At 75.4% G+C, this 16379-nt stretch carries 14 protein-coding genes; 11 read left to right on the forward strand and 3 right to left on the reverse strand.

What is annotated here, in order from left to right; all coding sequences use genetic code 11:
• The first annotated feature begins 66 nt into the window (after positions 1 to 66).
• Together SLP03_RS18145 and SLP03_RS18150 are read left to right on the forward strand one after the other, a co-directional pair.
• Positions 67 to 1125, forward strand: a complete 1059-nt coding sequence (locus SLP03_RS18145) for a cobalamin biosynthesis protein (protein ID WP_319461788.1) — start codon at positions 67 to 69, stop codon at positions 1123 to 1125.
• A complete protein-coding gene (locus tag SLP03_RS18150; RefSeq protein WP_319461789.1) occupies positions 1122 to 2660 on the forward strand; it encodes a cobyric acid synthase in 1539 nt (512 codons plus the stop codon). The genes SLP03_RS18145 and SLP03_RS18150 overlap by 4 nt, the downstream gene beginning before the upstream one ends.
• Positions 2661 to 2787: 127 nt before the next feature.
• Here the strand turns inward: SLP03_RS18150 and SLP03_RS18155 are convergent, their stop codons facing one another.
• Complete coding sequence (locus SLP03_RS18155) at positions 2788 to 3189, reverse strand: rhodanese-like domain-containing protein (RefSeq protein ID WP_319461820.1); 402 nt, start codon at positions 3187 to 3189, stop codon at positions 2788 to 2790.
• A 227-nt stretch (positions 3190 to 3416) separates the two neighbouring features.
• Here SLP03_RS18155 and SLP03_RS18160 point away from each other — a divergent pair, with 227 nt between their 5' ends.
• The 4 genes from SLP03_RS18160 (at position 3417) to SLP03_RS18175 (ending at position 7472) form a co-directional block, all read left to right on the forward strand.
• The gene (locus SLP03_RS18160) at positions 3417 to 4040 is read left to right on the forward strand and encodes a hypothetical protein (RefSeq protein ID WP_319461790.1); all 624 of its coding nucleotides are present in this window, start codon (positions 3417 to 3419) and stop codon (positions 4038 to 4040) included.
• Between the two features lie 115 nt (positions 4041 to 4155).
• The gene (locus tag SLP03_RS18165) at positions 4156 to 5517 is read left to right on the forward strand and encodes a dipeptidase (protein WP_319461821.1); all 1362 of its coding nucleotides are present in this window, start codon (positions 4156 to 4158) and stop codon (positions 5515 to 5517) included.
• Between the two features lie 69 nt (positions 5518 to 5586).
• The gene (locus SLP03_RS18170; protein WP_319461791.1) at positions 5587 to 5793 is read left to right on the forward strand and encodes a hypothetical protein; all 207 of its coding nucleotides are present in this window, start codon (positions 5587 to 5589) and stop codon (positions 5791 to 5793) included.
• Between the two features lie 86 nt (positions 5794 to 5879).
• Complete coding sequence (locus SLP03_RS18175; protein ID WP_319461792.1) at positions 5880 to 7472, forward strand: ATP-dependent DNA ligase; 1593 nt, start codon at positions 5880 to 5882, stop codon at positions 7470 to 7472.
• Between the two features lie 27 nt (positions 7473 to 7499).
• On the opposite strand, the gene SLP03_RS18180 is transcribed toward SLP03_RS18175, so the two are convergent.
• Positions 7500 to 8324, reverse strand: coding sequence for an SURF1 family protein (locus SLP03_RS18180; RefSeq protein WP_319461793.1), 825 nt, complete (start codon positions 8322 to 8324; stop codon positions 7500 to 7502).
• Between the two features lie 178 nt (positions 8325 to 8502).
• On the opposite strand from SLP03_RS18180, the gene SLP03_RS18185 reads away from it, so the two are divergent.
• Positions 8503 to 9879 (forward strand): cobyrinate a,c-diamide synthase, encoded by a 1377-nt coding sequence (locus SLP03_RS18185; protein ID WP_319461794.1) that lies wholly within the window; start codon positions 8503 to 8505, stop codon positions 9877 to 9879.
• Positions 9876 to 10445 carry a GNAT family protein gene (locus tag SLP03_RS18190; RefSeq protein WP_319461795.1) on the forward strand — a complete coding sequence of 190 codons (570 nt, stop codon included), beginning with the start codon at positions 9876 to 9878 and terminating at the stop codon, positions 10443 to 10445. Before SLP03_RS18185 ends, SLP03_RS18190 begins: the two co-directional genes overlap by 4 nt.
• Positions 10446 to 10594: 149 nt before the next feature.
• Here SLP03_RS18190 and SLP03_RS18195 read toward each other — a convergent pair whose 3' ends face one another.
• Entirely contained in the window at positions 10595 to 12727 is a 2133-nt protein-coding gene (locus SLP03_RS18195) for a transglycosylase domain-containing protein (protein WP_319461796.1), read from the reverse strand.
• 133 nt (positions 12728 to 12860) lie between these two features.
• Between SLP03_RS18195 and cobC the strand changes: the two genes are divergently transcribed.
• Genes cobC through cobA form a run of 3 tightly spaced genes read left to right on the forward strand, consistent with a single transcriptional unit; the run spans position 12861 to position 16310 of the window.
• Positions 12861 to 13946: an Rv2231c family pyridoxal phosphate-dependent protein CobC gene (gene cobC, locus SLP03_RS18200; protein WP_319461797.1), complete on the forward strand. Its 1086-nt coding sequence runs from the start codon at positions 12861 to 12863 to the stop codon at positions 13944 to 13946.
• Positions 13946 to 15022 (forward strand): nicotinate-nucleotide--dimethylbenzimidazole phosphoribosyltransferase, encoded by a 1077-nt coding sequence (gene cobT / locus SLP03_RS18205; RefSeq protein ID WP_319461822.1) that lies wholly within the window; start codon positions 13946 to 13948, stop codon positions 15020 to 15022. Before cobC ends, cobT begins: the two co-directional genes overlap by 1 nt.
• A 19-nt stretch (positions 15023 to 15041) precedes the next feature.
• Entirely contained in the window at positions 15042 to 16310 is a 1269-nt protein-coding gene (gene cobA / locus SLP03_RS18210) for a uroporphyrinogen-III C-methyltransferase (RefSeq protein ID WP_319461798.1), read from the forward strand.
• Positions 16311 to 16379 lie beyond the last annotated feature (69 nt).

A 16379-nucleotide genomic window follows, 5' to 3' on the forward strand; every position in this document is an offset into this window, starting at 1 on the left:
GGGGTGGCGACGCGACAGTGGTCACCCCGCCGTGCGGCTAGGCTGGCCGGCCGGAGGTGGTGACGGGTGCGGCAGGCGACCGCGACGGCGAACGCGGCAGGACTGGTGGTGGGTGACGCCCTGGACTCGCTCCTCGGTGACCCCCGCCGCTGGCACCCGGTGGCCGGCTTCGGTCGGGCGGCCGGCGCGCTGGAGCAGCGGATCTACCGGCCGGACCGGGCGGTCGGGGTGGCCTTCACCACCCTGGCCGTGGGCGCCCCGATGCTGCTCGGGGTAGCCGCCACGCTGGCCACCCGGCAGCACCCGGTGGCGCGGGCGGCGCTGGTGGCCGCCGGCACCTGGACCGTCCTGGGCGGTCGCACGCTGCGGCACGAGTCGCGGGTGATGGGCCGGGCGCTGCGCCGGGGCGACCTGCCCGCCGCCCGCCGCCGGCTCGGCCACCTCTGCGGTCGGGACCCGTCCGCGCTGGACGAGCCGGAACTGGCCCGGGCCACCGTCGAGTCGGTCGCCGAGAACACCTCCGACGCGGTCGTCGCGCCGCTGGTCTGGGGCGCGGTCGCCGGGCTGCCCGGCCTGCTCGGCTACCGCGCGGCGAACACGCTCGACGCCATGGTGGGGCACCGCTCGCCCCGCTACGCCCGGTTCGGCACCCCGGCCGCCCGCCTGGACGACCTGCTCAACCTGGTGCCCGCCCGGCTGACCGGGCTGCTCACCATCGCCGTCGCGCCGACCGCGCACGGCGACCGTGGCCGGGCCTGGCAGGTCTGGCGTCGGGACCGCAACGACCACCCGAGCCCGAACGCCGGCCAGTGCGAGGCGGCGATGGCCGGCGCGCTCGGCGTCCGGCTGGGCGGGCGCAACGTCTACTTCGGACGATCCGAGGTGCGGCCGTTCCTCGGCGACGGCCCGCGCCCCGAGGCGCGGCACCTCAAACGGGCCGCCCGAATCTCCGGCGCGGTCGGGCTGGCCGCCCTGGGGATCGCGGCGGCGTATCCGCTCACGGTGGGGCGCCTGGTCGGCGCGGTGGGGCGGTCCGCGCTGCGCGGCGTCCCTGGCGTCCTGGCCGCCCGGGTCGCGTCCCGCGCCGCGGTCGGCTCGGGCAACCGGCTGAGGAGGGGGCGGTGAGCGGTGGGCTGCTGGTCGCCGGGACCACCTCGGACGCCGGGAAGAGCGTGCTCACCGCCGGCATCTGCCGGTGGCTGCACCGGCAGGGCGTGAAGGTCGCGCCGTTCAAGGCGCAGAACATGTCCAACAACTCGGCGGTCGTGGTGGGCGCGGACGGGCGCGGCGGCGAGATCGGCCGTGCGCAGGCGATGCAGGCGGCCGCCTGCGGTCTCCCCCCGGACCTGCGCTTCAACCCGGTGCTGCTCAAGCCGGGTAGCGACCACGCCAGCCAGGTGGTGCTGCTCGGCGAGGCCGTCGACACGGTCACCGCCGGCAACTACCGCGAACTGCGTCCCCGGCTCGCCGGGACCGCCTTCGCCGCGCTCGCCGAGTTGCGGGAGGCGTACGACGTGGTGATCTGCGAGGGGGCCGGCAGCCCGGCGGAGATCAACCTGCGGGCCGGCGACTACGTCAACATGGGGCTGGCCCGGCACGCCGGACTGCCCGCGATCGTGGTCGGCGATATCGACCGCGGCGGCGTCTTCGCCTCGATGTTCGGCACGGTCGCCCTGCTCGACCCGGCCGACCAGGCGCTGATCGCCGGCTTCGTGATCAACAAGTTCCGCGGCGACCTCGGGCTGCTCCAGCCCGGGCTGGACATGCTGACCCGGGCCACCGGCCGACCCACCTACGGGGTGCTCCCCTGGGAGCTGGACCTCTGGCTGGACGCCGAGGACTCGCTCGCCTACGGCCGGGTGCTCGGTCGGCCGGGCGCCCCGCACGGCACCGACTGGCTGGACGTCGCCGTGGTCCGGCTGCCCCGGATCAGCAACGCCACCGACGTCGAGGCGCTCGCCACCGAGCCCGGCGTCCGGGTCCGGCTGACCGTCGAACCCGCCGAGCTGGCCGCCGCCGACCTGGTCGTGCTCCCCGGCTCCAAGTCCACCGTGGCCGACCTGGCCTGGCTGCGCGAGACCGGGCTGGCCGACGCCGTGCTGACGCACACCGCCGCCGGCAAGCCGCTGCTGGGGATCTGCGGCGGTTTCCAGATGCTCGCCCAGGCCATCCACGACCCGGTGGAGAGCCGCCGCGGCAGCGTCCCCGGGCTGGGCCTGCTGCCCATCGAGATCACCTTCGACCCGCGCAAGACCGTCCGCCAGTCCACCGGCACCGTCGGCGACGTCCCGGTCCGCGGCTACGAGATCCACCACGGGTACGTCTCCGCCGCCGACCCGGCCCTGCCCCCGCTGCTCCGCCATACCGACGGCAGCGCCGAGGGCGCGTTGCTCGGCGCGGTGCACGGCACCCACTGGCACGGGGCCTTCGAGTCCGACGGGTTCCGCCGCCGCTTCCTCACCGAGGTGGCCCGGCTCGCCGGGCGGACCGGTTTCCGGGTCGCCCCGGACACCGCGTTCGCCGCCGCCCGGGAGCGGACCCTGGACCTGCTCGGCGACCTCGTCGAGGAACACCTGGACACCGCCGCCCTCTGGCGGCTGATCGAGTCCGGCCCGCCCGCCAGCCTCCCTTTCATCCCACCCGGCGCCCCACCCGCCTGACCCCCTTGCTCCGGCGGCCCCGGTCGGCCTGCCTTGCGAGGCGGGCATCCGCGCAGGTCGGCGAGACGTCGCCGGCCGACGTCGATCACGTCGCCCGGGGCGGCCGGGCGGAGGGCGCGGTGAACGGTCAGTAGCGGACGTCGGCGAGGCGGTCGGACATCGGCAGTCCCGCCTCCCGCCAGGCCTGTACGCCGCCGATCATGTCCGTGGCCCGGCGCAGCCCGAGTGCCTGGAGACCGGCCGCGGCGAGGCTGGAGCTGTAGCCCTCGCGGCACACCACCACGATCTCCCGGTCGTACCCGGTGGCCTCGGGGACCCGCCAGACGCTCGCCGGGTCGAGGCGCCACTCCAGCACCGTCCGGTCGATCACGATCGCGCCGGGCAGCTCGCCCTGCTCGCGGCGCTGCATTTCGGTACGCGTGTCGACCAGCAGCGCGCCCGCGCGGACCGCCTGGACGGTCTCGTGCGGGGTGAGCCGGCCCAGCCCGGCCCGGGCCTGTTCCAGCAGGGCGTCGACGCCCGGACTCATCACGTCATGCAGCACCTCCCGATGATGCCGGGGGCGTCGCCGGTCCGCCCGGTGAACGGCCCTGCCGGCCCGCAGGATCCAGCGGACGGGGGACCACCGGCCACCCGGAAGACGCCGACGGCCGAGGAGATCCTGCGAGGACAAGGAGTGCGGACAACGACGGTGGGAGGCAGCAGGTAGGCGGGGGGCGGCGGTCGGCGACGGTGGTGGGCGCTAGCGTCGGGCGGGTGACGGTGGCAGTGGTCGAGGCGTACGCCGAGCTGGCCCAGCGGGTGCTCGCCGGGCCGCCGCGGTTGGGGCGTACCCGGATGGTGGCCGTCGACGGGCCGAGCGGCGCGGGGAAGAGCGTCTTCGCGACGCGGCTCGCGGACGCCCTCGCCGCGCTGCCCGGCGGCGGGCGACCACCGGTGGTGCGTACCGACGACCTGCTGGACGGCTGGGACGACCAGCTCACCTTCTGGCCGCGGCTGGAGGAGTGGGTGCTCGCGCCGCTGCGGGCCGGGCGGCCCGGGGCGTACCGGCGGTACAGCTGGGTGCGGCGCTGCTTCCTGCCCCAGCAAGTGCCGGTGCCGGTCGGTCCGGTGCTGGTGGTCGAGGGGGTGAGCGCGGCGCGGGCGGCTGTCCGTCCCGAGCTGACCCTGTCGGTCTTCGTCACCGCGCCGGGGCCGTTGCGGCTGTCCCGCGCGCTCGACCGGGACGGGCCGGAGATCCTGCCCGAGCTGCGTCGCTGGCACGCCGGCGAGCGCGCGCACTTCGCCGCCGACGGCATCGAGGCGGCGGCCGACCTGGTGGTGGATGGTTCGCCCACCTTCCCGCACGACCCCACCCGCTACTACGTCCGCCGGCCCTGACCGGGCTGCTGCGCGGATCCTGGCCGGCGGCGGGGAGCGGCGGATCGGGCGGGGCGGGCTCGGGGGTGCCGCGGGGTAAGGCCGGCATACGATGCCGGTCATGACCACACCGATCATGTCCGAGTCCGAGGTACGGGCCGCCGTCGAGCGGGAACTGCCCGGTGTCCGTGCCGACCTGGAACGCCTCGTCCGGATCCCCGGCATCGCCTTCGAGGGCTTCGACCACTCGCACGTGGAGCGCTCCGCGGATGCGGTGGCCGAGCTGCTGCGCGGCTGTGGCCTCGACACGAAGGTGGTGCGCTCCGGCGGCCAGCCCGCGGTGATCGGGAAGAAGCCGGCGCCGCCCGGCGCTCCCACCGTCCTGCTGTACGCGCACCACGACGTGCAGCCCGTCGGCGACCTGTCGCTGTGGGAGTCCGACCCGTTCGAGCCGGTGGAGCGGGACGGCCGCCTCTACGGCCGGGGCGCCGCCGACGACAAGGCCGGCATCATGGCGCACGTCGCCGCGCTGCGCGCATTCGGCGACCGCCTGCCGGTCGGCGTGGTCCTCTTCATCGAGGGCGAGGAGGAGTACGGCTCCGACTCGCTGGAGCGGCTGCTCGCCGAGCACCGCGGGGAGATCGCCTCCGACGTCATCGTGATCGCCGACTCCACCAACTGGGACATCGGCGTGCCGGCGCTGACCACCTCGCTGCGCGGCATCGTCAACTGCTTCGTCGAGGTGCGCACCCTGGACCACGCCGTGCACAGCGGCATGTTCGGCGGCGCGGTGCCGGACGCGCTGACCGCGCTGGTCCGGGTGCTGGCCACCCTGCACGACGACGCCGGTGACGTCGCCGTCGAGGGGCTGGTCGGCCGGGAGGGCGCCAGCGTCGACTACCCGGAAGGCCGGTTCCGCACCGAGGCGGGCCTGGTCGCGGGTGCCGCCCTCTTCGGGACCGGCCGGATCACCGACCGGCTCTGGACCAAGCCGGCGCTCGCCGTCCTCGGCATCGACGCCCCGGCCACCGCCGAGGCGCCGAACGCGCTCGTGCCGGCAGCAAAGGCCAAGCTCAGCGTGCGGCTGGCGCCGGGCGACGACCGGACGCGCGCGTACGATGCGCTCCGCACCCACCTGGAGAAGCACGCGCCGTGGGGCGCCCAGGTGACGGTCACCTTCGAGCACGACGGTGACCCGTGCGTCATCGACGCCTCGGGCCCGATGTTCGACGCGGCCCGCGCCGCGTTCCGTACCGCCTGGGACGGCACCGACCCGGTGGACATCGGCGTCGGCGGGTCGATCCCCTTCATCGCCACCTTCCAGGAGATGTTCCCGCGGGCGGCGATCCTGGTGACCGGTGTGGAGGACCCGCACGCCCGGGCGCACGGGCCGAACGAGAGCCTGCACCTGGGCGAGTTCGCCCGGGTCTGCCTCGCCGAGGCGCTGCTGCTGGCGAAGGTCGCCGAGGTGGGCGCGAACCGGAGCCAGGGTGTCTGAACCGTAACTTCGGGGTCGATGTCGGAGTTTGGGGTGTGTCGGACGCAGGGGTGTTATAGCCTTTCGAACATGCGTACGAACGACGAGATGGTGCGGCTCCAGGCCGCGGTGAGTGCTCTGGGGGACGTCGACGTCTCCGCGTGGCCCGAGGACACGCTCAAGGATCAGCTCGGTGAGCTCTCCGCCGTGCTGGTCGCGCTCGACACGCTGCTCACCCGGGTCGCCGACGAGGTCCGCGGGCGCGGCCTGCGGATCGAGGAGCCCGTCTCAGCCTGATCGGCTCCGGCCCTGACCTGGCTGGGTGGCGCGCGGGATCCGTCGCCTGGCCGGGATCCGCCGCGGTGTCGGGGGTGGCTGGCAGGATGGGATCCGTGCGGTTCCTCGACCTGGCGGCCACCTCCGCCGCGGTGGGCGCCACCAGCGGCCGGCGGGCCAAGGTGGAGCTGCTCGCCGCCGCGCTCCGGGCGCTCGACCCGGCCGAGGTGCCGGCGGGTTCCGGCCATCTCGCCGGCGAGCTTCGCCAGCGGCAGACCGGGGTGGGCTGGGCCAGCCTGCGTGACCTGCCACCGCCGGCCGCCGAGCCCACGCTGACCGTGGCCGGGGTGGACGCGGCGATCGACGAGATCGCGGCGGTCCGCGGCACCGGCTCGCAGGCCCGTCGCCGGGAGCTGCTCGGCCGGCTCTTCGCCGCGGCCACCGCCGACGAGCAGCGGATGCTGGTCGGCCTGTTCAGCGGCGAGCTGCGGCAGGGCGCCCAGGCCGGGCTGCTCGCCGACGCGGTGGCCCGGGCCGCCGAGGTGCCCGTGGCCGCCGTACGCCGGGCGCTGCTGCTCGCCGGTGACCTGCGGGCCGTCGCGGTGGCCGCGCTCTCCGGCGGTGCCGCCGCGCTGGCCGGCTTCGGGCTCCAGGTCGGCCGCCCGCTGGCTCCGATGCTGGCGCAGAGCGCCCCCTCGGTGGACGAGGCGCTCACCGCGACCGGCACCCCGGCGGTGGTCGACGTCAAGCTCGACGGCATCCGGATCCAGGTGCACCGGTCCGGTCAGGACATCGCGGTCTTCACCCGCAGCCTGGACGAGATCACCTCCCGGCTGCCCGAGGTGGTCGCCGCCGTGCGCGCGCTGCCCGCCCGGGAGTTGGTCCTCGACGGCGAGGCGATCGGGCTGGACGCCGCCGGCCGCCCGCTGCCCTTCCAGCAGACCTCCAGCCGGGCCGCCCGACGCACCACACCCAGCGTCACCGGTGCCACCCCGGTCGCGCCGGCCGTGCTGGCCGCCGCCGAGACCACCGGCGAGACCGTGCTGACGCCGTACTTCTTCGACCTGCTGCACCTCGACGGCGCGGATCTGATCGACCTGCCGGGCCGTGAGCGGTGGGCCGCGCTGGCCAGCGCGGTGGACCCGACGCTGCTGGTCGGCCGGATGGAGGTGGACGGGCCCGAGCAGGCCGGCGAGGCGTTCGCCGCCGCGCTCGACGCTGGTCAGGAGGGGGTGGTGGTCAAGGACCCGGCGGCCCCCTACGACGCGGGCCGGCGCGGGTCGGCCTGGGTCAAGGTCAAGCCCCGACACGCCCTCGACCTGGTGGTGCTTGCGGTGGAGTGGGGGAGCGGGCGCCGGCAGGGGTGGCTCTCCAACCTGCATCTGGGCGCCCGGGATCCGCGTACCGGCGACTTCGTGATGCTCGGCAAGACGTTCAAGGGGCTCACCGACGAGGTGCTGCGCTGGCAGACCGAGCGCTTCCTGGGTCTGGCGGTGGAGAAGGGCGACTGGGTGGTCCGGGTCCGCCCCGAGCAGGTCGTCGAGATCGCGTTCGACGGGGTGCAGACCAGCAGCCGCTACCCGGGCGGGATGGCGCTGCGGTTCGCCCGGGTGGTGCGGTACCGGGACGACAAGTCCGCGGCGGAGGCCGACACCATCGACGCGGTCCGGGCCATCCACGCCGGTCGGGTCACCGGCTGACGGGTCGTCCGGCGCGGTCCGCCCCGGTCAGGCCGACGCGCTGGGCGCCGGTTCGGCGGCTCGGTCGACGGGCGGGCGGGGCTTGTCCAGCCCGGCCGCCCGGCGCGCCTCCCGCCGGGCCACCCAGCCGTAGCCGAAGAGGCTCATGCCGGCGAAGAGCCACCACTGCACCACGTAGCCGAAGTTCTGCCAGTTGTTGGTGTGCCCGATCGGCACCGCCTGGAAGGCCGGGTCGGCGGCCGGGGTCTGCTGGTCGAGCAGCAGGTAGCCGCCGTGGATCGGGTAGGGCAGCTCCCGGGCGAGCCGACTGACGCCGATCCGTCGGGTCTCCAGCTTGCCGTCGCGCCGGTCCACCGCGCCTGCGCCGCTCTCGCTGGCCACCACCCGGCCGGTGACGGTCACCTCGCCGGTGGGCGCGGCCGGCACCTGCGGCTGGGCGGTGGCGCCGGCGCCGGGGGCCGGCGGGATCCAGCCCCGGTCCACCAGCACGGCGGTCCCGTCGGTGAGCACCAGCGGGCTGAGCACCTCGAAGCCGACCGAGCTGTCGACCGTGCGGCCGCGGACCAGGACCACGTTCGCGGGGTCGTACCGGCCGGTGGCGGTGACCCGGGTCCAGGTGAGCCGGTCGGCGGGGGCGGGGCCGGCGGTGCCGGGGCCGCCGGTCGGGGCGGGCATCGCGTCGCGCACCGGCGCGGGAGCCATGGTCGCGCCCGCGTCGATCCGCTCGTTGATCGTTGTCCGTCCCCGGTAGCGGTCCAGCTGCCAGTTGCCGAGGAACACCATCACCGCGGCGGCGACCAGGGTCAGCGCGAGACCGCCCAGCCAGCGCGGGGTCAGCAGGAACCGGTACACGCGTCGAGGCTACCCGTATGAGCGGGGCCACTGAGCTGCGCGGGCACCGAACCGGCCGGTCGGCGGCCGGCACCCGTCGGTCCGGCCGGGTATGGTCACGCCGGCGGACCGGGCCGACCGGTCGGCCGTCGCGCACCACCCCCACCACGTACGTCCCGTCGCCTGCGAGGAGTCGATGATGACCGACGTGCCGCGCGTCCTGTTGAGCGCGCCCTCCTCGGGGCACGGCACCAGCGCCATCTCCCTCGGGCTGCTCGCCGCCCTGGCGGACCGGGGGCTCGACGTGGCCGGCTTCAAGATCGGGCCGGACCAGGTCGACGCGGCGTACCTGGGCCTGGCCGCCGGCCGCCCGGGACGCAACCTGGACCCGCGGCTGGTCGGCCCGGAGCGGATCGCCCCGCTCTTCGCGCACGGGTCCGCGGGGGCCGGGCTCGCCGTGGTGCAGGGCACCATGGGGCTCTACGACTCGGTCAACGGTCGGCCGGAGACCGAGTCCACGGCGGCGGTCGCCGCCGTGCTGCGCAGCCCGGTCGTGCTGATGGTGGACGTGGCCGCGATGGGGCAGTCGGTGGCCGCCCTGGTGCACGGCTTCCGGGCGTACGACGAGCAGCTCTGGCTCGGCGGGGTGATCCTCAACCGGGTGGCGTCGCCCCGGCACGAGGCGATGCTGCGCGAGGCCCTCGACGACATCGGGGTGCCGGTCTACGGCGCGCTGCGCCGGCACGAGCTGCCCCCGGTGCTGCCCGCCCGCCGGCACGGCCTGGTGCCTGCGATCACGCGGGACGGTGAGGCGGTGCGCGCGGTGCGCCGGCTGGGTGAGGCGGTGGCCGCCACGGTCGACCTGGACCGGCTGCTGGTGCTGGCCCGGTCGGCGCCGGCGCTGACCGTCGACCCGTGGTCGCCGGAGCCGACGGCGCAGGCGCCGGGCGGGTCACGCCCGGTGGTCGCGCTGGCCGGCGGCCCGGGCGGGAGCTACAGCCACCCGGAGACGGCCGAGCTGCTCCGCGCCGCCGGCGCGGAGGTGGTCACGTTCGACCCGCTGCGCGACGAGGCCCTGCCCGCGGGCACCCGCGCGCTGGTCGTCGGTGGGGGGCTCCCCGAGTCGTACGCGGACGAGCTGTCCGCCAACCGCCGGCTCTGCATCGCCGTCGCCGAGCTGGCCCGCACCGGCCGCCCGGTGATCGCCGAGGGCGCCGGCCTGCTCTGGCTGGCCCGGGAGCTGGACGGGCTGCCGATGTGCGGGGTGCTCGATGCGATCGGCGCGAGCCGGGACGGCATGGTGATCGGCTACCGGGAGGCGACCGCCCGGACGGACAGCGTGGTGGCCGCCGCGGGCACGGTGGTGGTCGGGCACAAGCAGCACAGCGCGGTGCTCACCCCGCGGTCCGGCGAGCGGCCGGCGTGGAGCTGGGACGGCGGCGCGCCGGAGGGCTTCGTCTGGCGGGGCGTGCACGCCTCGCAGCTCGTCCCGCACTGGGCTGCGTACCCGGAAATCGCCGTGCGGCTGGTGGCCGCCGCGGCGGTGGAGCCGGCGACCGCGGAGGCCCCGGCATGATCGGGCAGGTGGCCGTGCGCCGCTTCCCGGCGCTGACCGTCTCGACGCCGCGCACCGAGGTCCGGCAGCTCACCGCGGCCGATGCCGAGGCGGTCGACGAGGTCTTCGCGGACCGGCGGACCCAGCGCTGGCTGCCGCTGGCGGAGGCGTCCGGGCAGATCGAGGGGCGGTCCTGGTGCACCGAGCTGGCCCGGCAGCGCCGGGACAGCGGCGACGGCGACCACTACGGGGTGCTCCGCCGGGAGGATCAGCGGGTGGTGGGTTGCCTGTGGACCCGCCGCACCGACTGGGGCGCCCCGTTGACCGAGGTCTCCTATGCGATCGCCCCGCACGCCCGCGGTTACGGGCTGGCTGCCGAGGCGGTGGACGCGCTGGCCATCGCGTTGATCCTGGAGCACGGCTTCCAGCGGGTCGAATTGCGGGTCGCGCCGGGGAACGTGGCGTCCCGGCGGGTGGCCGAGAAGGCCGGGTTCAGCTACGAGGGCCTGCTGCGTAACGCCGGCTTCGTCCGTGGCGCCCGGGTCGACCTCGAGGTCTGGTCCTTCGTCGCCGCCGACCTCCGCTGACCCGGACCGCCACCCACCCACCACCGCCCGCCCGTCGAGTCGATCAAGAGGTTTGCGTCGAGGATCGCCAGGATCCGGACGCAAGCCTCTTGATCAACTAACCCGGGCGCACCCCCGGGCGGTCCGGTGGTGGGTGATCGACGGGACGGTCAGCCGACGATCTGGTCGGACGGCGGGGTGAACTGGCGGGTGGGTTGACCCTTGAGCGCGTCGCGCAGGGTCGTCGCCACCGCGTCCACCGGGACCTCGGACTGGCCGTCGCCCACCGCGTTGAACGGATTGTCCGGGTCGGCGATGAAGCTCGCCGCCGCCAGCTCCGGCGTGTATCCGACGAACCACGCGGACCGGGTGCTGTCCGTGGTACCCGTCTTGCCGGCCACCGGGCGGCCCACCGTGCCCCGGACGCTGTCGGCGGTCGACCAGCCGCCGCAGCCGCCCCGCGCCGGGGTGTCGCCGGTCGGGCAGCGGGCCGCGTCGGTGGCGGCCCGGGCCGCGTCCGCGCTGACCACCTGCCGGCAGCGCGGCTTGGCGACCTCCCGCTGCACCCCGCCGGCGGTGGTGTAGATGGCCGGCGTGCCGTCCCGGTTCAGGATCGAGTTCACCGGGATCGCCTCGCAGTACCGGCCGTCGGCGGCGACCGCCGCGTACGCGTTCGCCATCTCCAGCGGGGTGGCGTCGGAGACGCCCAGGGTGAACGCGCCCCACTTCTTCGCCTTGCCTGGGGACGCCTGGTCCCGGTCCACGTCGGTCCGCCAGCGCAGCCCGAGCTGCTCGGCCAGGCGGACCGCCTTGTCCGCGCCGACCCGCTCCTCCAACTGTACAAAGTAGGTGTTCACCGACTTGCCGAAGCCGGACCACATGGTCTGCCGCCCGGTCATCGCGGCGCTGGCGTTCGACGGCGCCCAGCCGTTGTAGATGGCCGACTGGTATCTGTACGGCGAGTCGATCGCGGTGGAGAGCGTCATGCCGGAGTTGAGGGCGGCCAGCATCGGGAACATCTTGAACGTCGATCCGGCCTGGTAGCCCGGGAGGGTGCCGCCGCCGAGGAGCGGGGCGACCGTGTTCGGGTAGTTCGCCTTGGTCTTCGGGCCGGCCTCCGGATTGGAGCTGGGGCCGTTCTCGCTCAGGTCCAGGGAGTAGTTCCGGTTCACCGCCATCGCCTTGATCCGGCCGGTGCCCGGCTCGGCGACCACGATCCCGTTGGCGAACGGGCTGCCGGTGGCATCCTTGGCCCCGACGTTCTTCTCGGCCGCGTCCTGGATCTTCGGGTCGAGGGCCAGCACGATCCGATATCCGCCGCGGCGCAGTTTGTCCATCCGTTCCAGCCGGTTCTCGCCGAACGCCGGCTGCGTGCTCCACCAGTTCTTCAGGTAGTCGCAGTAGAAGCCCCAACTGGTGTGCTTCTCGTCGATCGAGGCGCAGTCGTTCGGCGGATTGGTGAGCTTCAGCTGGATTTGCTGGGACTTCGCCGCCGCGGCTGCGTCCGGGGAGAGGTAGCCGAGCTGGGACATCTTGTCCAGCACGTAGTTGCGCCGGCCGGTGGCGTCCTTCTGGTCCGAGGTGATCGGGTCGTACTCGGAGGGGGACTTGACCAGGCCGGCGAGGGTGGCCGCCTCGGCCGGGGTGAGGGTGGCCGGGATCTTGGAGAAGAAGATCTGCGAGGCGGCGTAGATCCCGTACGCGCGGTGGCCGAAGTAGGCCGAGTTGAGGTAGCGCTCCAGGATCTGCTCCTTGCTCAGCTCCTTCTCGACGTCCAGCGCCATCCGCATCTCCTTGACCTTGCGCAGGCTGGTCTGCTGGGTGGCCTCCTGGACCTCCTTCGGCGTCTTGGCGCTGTCCCGCAGGGCCATCCGGACGTACTGCATGGTCAACGTGGAGGCGCCCTGGGAGACGCCGCCGGAGCGGGCGTTGGACACGAAGGCACGGGCGACGCCCTTCGGGTCGACGCCCTGGTGCTGGTAGAAGCGGTTGTCCTCGGCGGCGACGATCGCCTGCTGGATGTTCGGGGACATGTCGGAGATCTTGGTGTACTGGCGGTACTCCTCGTAGAACATCGTCAGCACGGTCTTGCCGTCCGGCGCGTACAGGTACGAAGTCTCGGCGGGCAGCGCGGTCCTCAGGATGCCCGTCTTCTGCTCCACTGCGTGCGCGGTGGCCTTGGCGCCGATGCCGGTGAAGGCGGCCAACGGGTACGCCGCGGCGGCGACCACGATGCCGGCGATCAGCCCGGCGCGGAGGAGGGGAATGGCGCGACCAGCGGAGGCGAGGGGTCGGTTGCTCACGTGGTCAAGCTATGACATTTCCGATTCGGAAATGAGAAGAATTCATAAACGGGCGAGCGGGTCGACGGGTGGTGACGCGGCCCACGCCGGGATCCGCTGTCCCGCGCGGCGGCTACCCGGCAGGATCGCGGACATGCGTGGTCAGCTGATCGGAACGCCGCCGGACACCGGGACCGAACCCGACCTCGGGCACCACGGGGACGCCGAGGCGACCCCGGGCCTGGTCGACCTCGCCGTCAACGTCCGCCGGGCCCCGATGCCCGACTGGCTCGCCGACCCGGTGATCGCCGCCCTCGGCGACCTCGCCGCCTACCCCGACCCGGCGCCCGCCCGGGCCGCCGTCGCCGCCCGGCACGGCCGTCCCCCGGAAGAGGTACTCCTCACCGCCGGCGCCGCCGAGGCCTTCGTGCTGATCGCCCGGGCGCTCCGCGACGCCCGGCGACCGGTGGTGGTGCACCCGCAGTTCACCGAGCCGGAGGCAGCGCTGCGCGCCGCCGGGCACGCCGTCGAACGGGTGCTGCTCGACCCGGCCGACGACTTCCGGCTCGACCCGGCCCGGGTGCCCGCCGACGCCGACCTGGTCATGATCGGCAACCCCACCAATCCGACCTCGGTGCTGCACCCGGCCGCCGCGCTGGCCGCGCTGGCCCGGCCGGGCCGGGTGCTGGTGGTCGACGAGGCCTTCGCCGACACCACGCTCACGCCCGGCGTCGAGGGCGAGCCCGAGTCCCTCGCGGCCCGCCGGGACCTGCCCGGCCTGGTCGTGGTGCGCAGCCTGACCAAGACCTGGGGCCTGGCCGGCCTGCGGATCGGCTACCTGCTCGGCGGGGCGGGGCTGCTGGCCCGATTCGCCGCGGCCCAGCCGCTGTGGGCGGTCTCCACCCCGGCGCTCGCCGCCGCCACCGCCTGCGCGGGTCCGGCCGCCGTCGCGGCCGAGCGCGCCATCGCCGCGCGGCTCGCCGCCGACCGCGACCACCTGGTGGCCCGCCTGTCCGGCCTGCCCGGCGTACGCGTCGTGGGCCACCCGGCCAGCGCCTTCGTGCTGATCCACCGGCCCGGCGCCGACCGGGTCCGCGAACGGCTGCGCGAGCGCGGCTGGGCGGTTCGCCGGGGCGACACGTTTCCGGGGCTCGGCCCGGACTGGCTGCGGATCGCGGTGCGCGACCCGGCCACCACCGACGCGTTCACCGAGATACTTGCGGAAATCCTGGAGGCATGATGTTGGAGTCCACCGTCGCGGCGATCGGCCCGCTGGACGAGGCGGCGATGGCGGCCGCCCGCGACCTCCAGGGCCGGCTGACCAAGCCCGCCGGCTCGCTCGGCGCCCTGGAACCCCTCTCGGTACGCCTCGCCGGGCTGGCCGGGAACTGCCCGCCACCGCTGCCGGAGCCGGCCGCGGTGGCGATCTTCGCCGGTGACCACGGGGTGCACGCCCAGGGGGTCACGCCCTGGCCGCAGGAGGTGACCGCGCAGATGATCGGCAACTTCCTGGCCGGCGGGGCGGTGGTCAACGCGTTCGCCCGGCAGGCCGGCGCCTCGGTAACCGTGGTCGACGTCGGCGTGGCCACCCCGCTGCCGGCGGACCCGGATGAGGCCGCCGACCCGGCCGGACCCCGGCTGGTGGCCGCGAACGTCCGGCCCGGCACCCGGGACATGACGGTTGGCGCCGCGCTCACCCGGGACGAGGCGCGGGCGGCGGTGGAGACCGGCATCCGGATCGCCGACGAGCTGGTCGACGCCGGGGCCGGCATCCTGCTCACCGGCGACATGGGCATCGGCAACACCACGCCGGCCGCCGCGTTGATCGCCGCGTTCACCGGCGTCGACCCGGCCGAGGCGACCGGGCGCGGGACCGGGGTGGACGACGAGACGTACCGGCGGAAGGTCGGCGTGGTGCGGGCCGCGCTCGACCGGCACGCGCCCGACCCGGCCGACCCGCTGGGCGTGCTGGCCGCGGTCGGTGGGCTGGAGCACGCCGCCCTGGCCGGGCTGATCCTGGGCGCCGCCGCCCGGCGGGTCCCGGTGCTGCTGGACGGCGTGATCGCGGTCAGCGCCGCGCTCGCCGCCGCCGCGTTCGCGCCGCACGCGGTCGGGGCGATGGTGGCCGGGCATCGCTCCGCCGAGCCGGGGGCCACCGCGGCGTTGCGGCACCTGGGCCTCGATCCGCTGATCGACCTCGGGCTGCGCCTCGGCGAGGGGACCGGCGCGCTGCTCGCGCTGCCGGTCGTCACCGGCGCGGTCCGGGTGCTGCACGAGGTGGCCACCTTCGACTCGGCCGGGGTGGCCGAGAAGTGAGCGAGCGAAGCGAGGCGGCGTGAGCGCCAACCCGTACCCCCTCGGCCTGCGGCTCGCCGGGCGACCGGTGGTCGTGGTGGGCGGGGGAGCGGTCGCCACCCGGCGGGTGCCGGCGCTGCTCGACGCCGGCGCGGACGTCCTGCTGGTCTCGCCGGAGCTGACCCCGGCGCTGCGGGCGCACGTCGACGCGGGCCGGCTGCGCTGGGAGCCGCGCCGGTTCGTCCCGGCCGACCTGGACGGCGCGTGGCTGGTCCAGGTCGCCGTCGACGACCGGGCCGCCGCCGCGGTGGTCAGCTCCGCCGCCGCGGAGCGCCGGATCTTCTGCGTACGCGCCGACGACCGCGCCGCCGCCACCGCGTGGACCCCGGCGGTGACCCGGCACGGCCCGGTCACCGTCGCCGTGCTCGGCGGAGGCGACCCGCGCCGCGCGATGACTGTGCGCGACGCCGTCCGTGACCTGCTCAGCGCCCGCACCGGCCGGGCACCCGCGGGTGGGACCACGGCGGGCTCGGCCGGGCGGGGCCCGGCGGCGGCCGGGTCGGCGCGGGGCGGGGGCGCACCGGGTCGAGTGGCGCTGGTGGGCGCCGGGCCGGGGGATCCGGAGCTGATCACCGTGAAGGGGTGGCGGCTGCTCACCGAGGCGAACGTGGTGGTCGCCGACCGCCTCGTGCCCGGGCTGCTCCTCGACGAGCTGCGCCCCGACGTCGAGCTGGTCGACGCCTCCAAGATCCCCTACGGCCCGTCCCGGGCTCAGGAGGAGATCAACCGCATCCTGGTCGACCGGGCCCTGGCCGGGAACGCCGTGGTCCGGCTCAAGGGCGGCGACCCGTACGTGTTCGGCCGCGGCGGCGAGGAGCTGCTGGCCTGCGCCGGGGCCGGCGTGCCGGTGACGGTCGTGCCGGGGGTGACCAGTGCGATCGCCGTGCCGGCGGTGGCCGGCGTCCCGGTCACCCACCGGGCGGTGGCGCACGAGTTCACCGTGGTCTCCGGCCACGTCGCGCCGGATTCGCCGGCCTCGCTGGTCCGCTGGGAGTCCCTGGCCGGGCTGCGCGGCACGCTGGTCGTCCTGATGGGCCTGAAGAACCTGGCCGCCATCAGCGCGACGCTCGTCGCGCACGGCCGCCCGGCGGACACCCCGGCCATCGTGGTGCAGGAGGGGACCACCGGCGGTCAGCGGCTGCTGCGGTCGACGCTCGGCGCGGTGGCACAGGACGTGGTCGCCGCCGGGCTGCGGCCGCCGGCCGTGGTGGTCGTCGGCGACGTGGTCGACGCCCTGACATCCTACTGATCCGCCGCCCGCCCCCGGACCAGTCGGCTCACGCCCTTTGCTCTGCTGCAGCCCACGCAACACCGGGCA

Origin of the sequence: Micromonospora sp. RTP1Z1, from assembly GCF_033804685.1 — a bacterium.
Taxonomy (GTDB): Bacteria; Actinomycetota; Actinomycetes; order Mycobacteriales; family Micromonosporaceae; genus Micromonospora.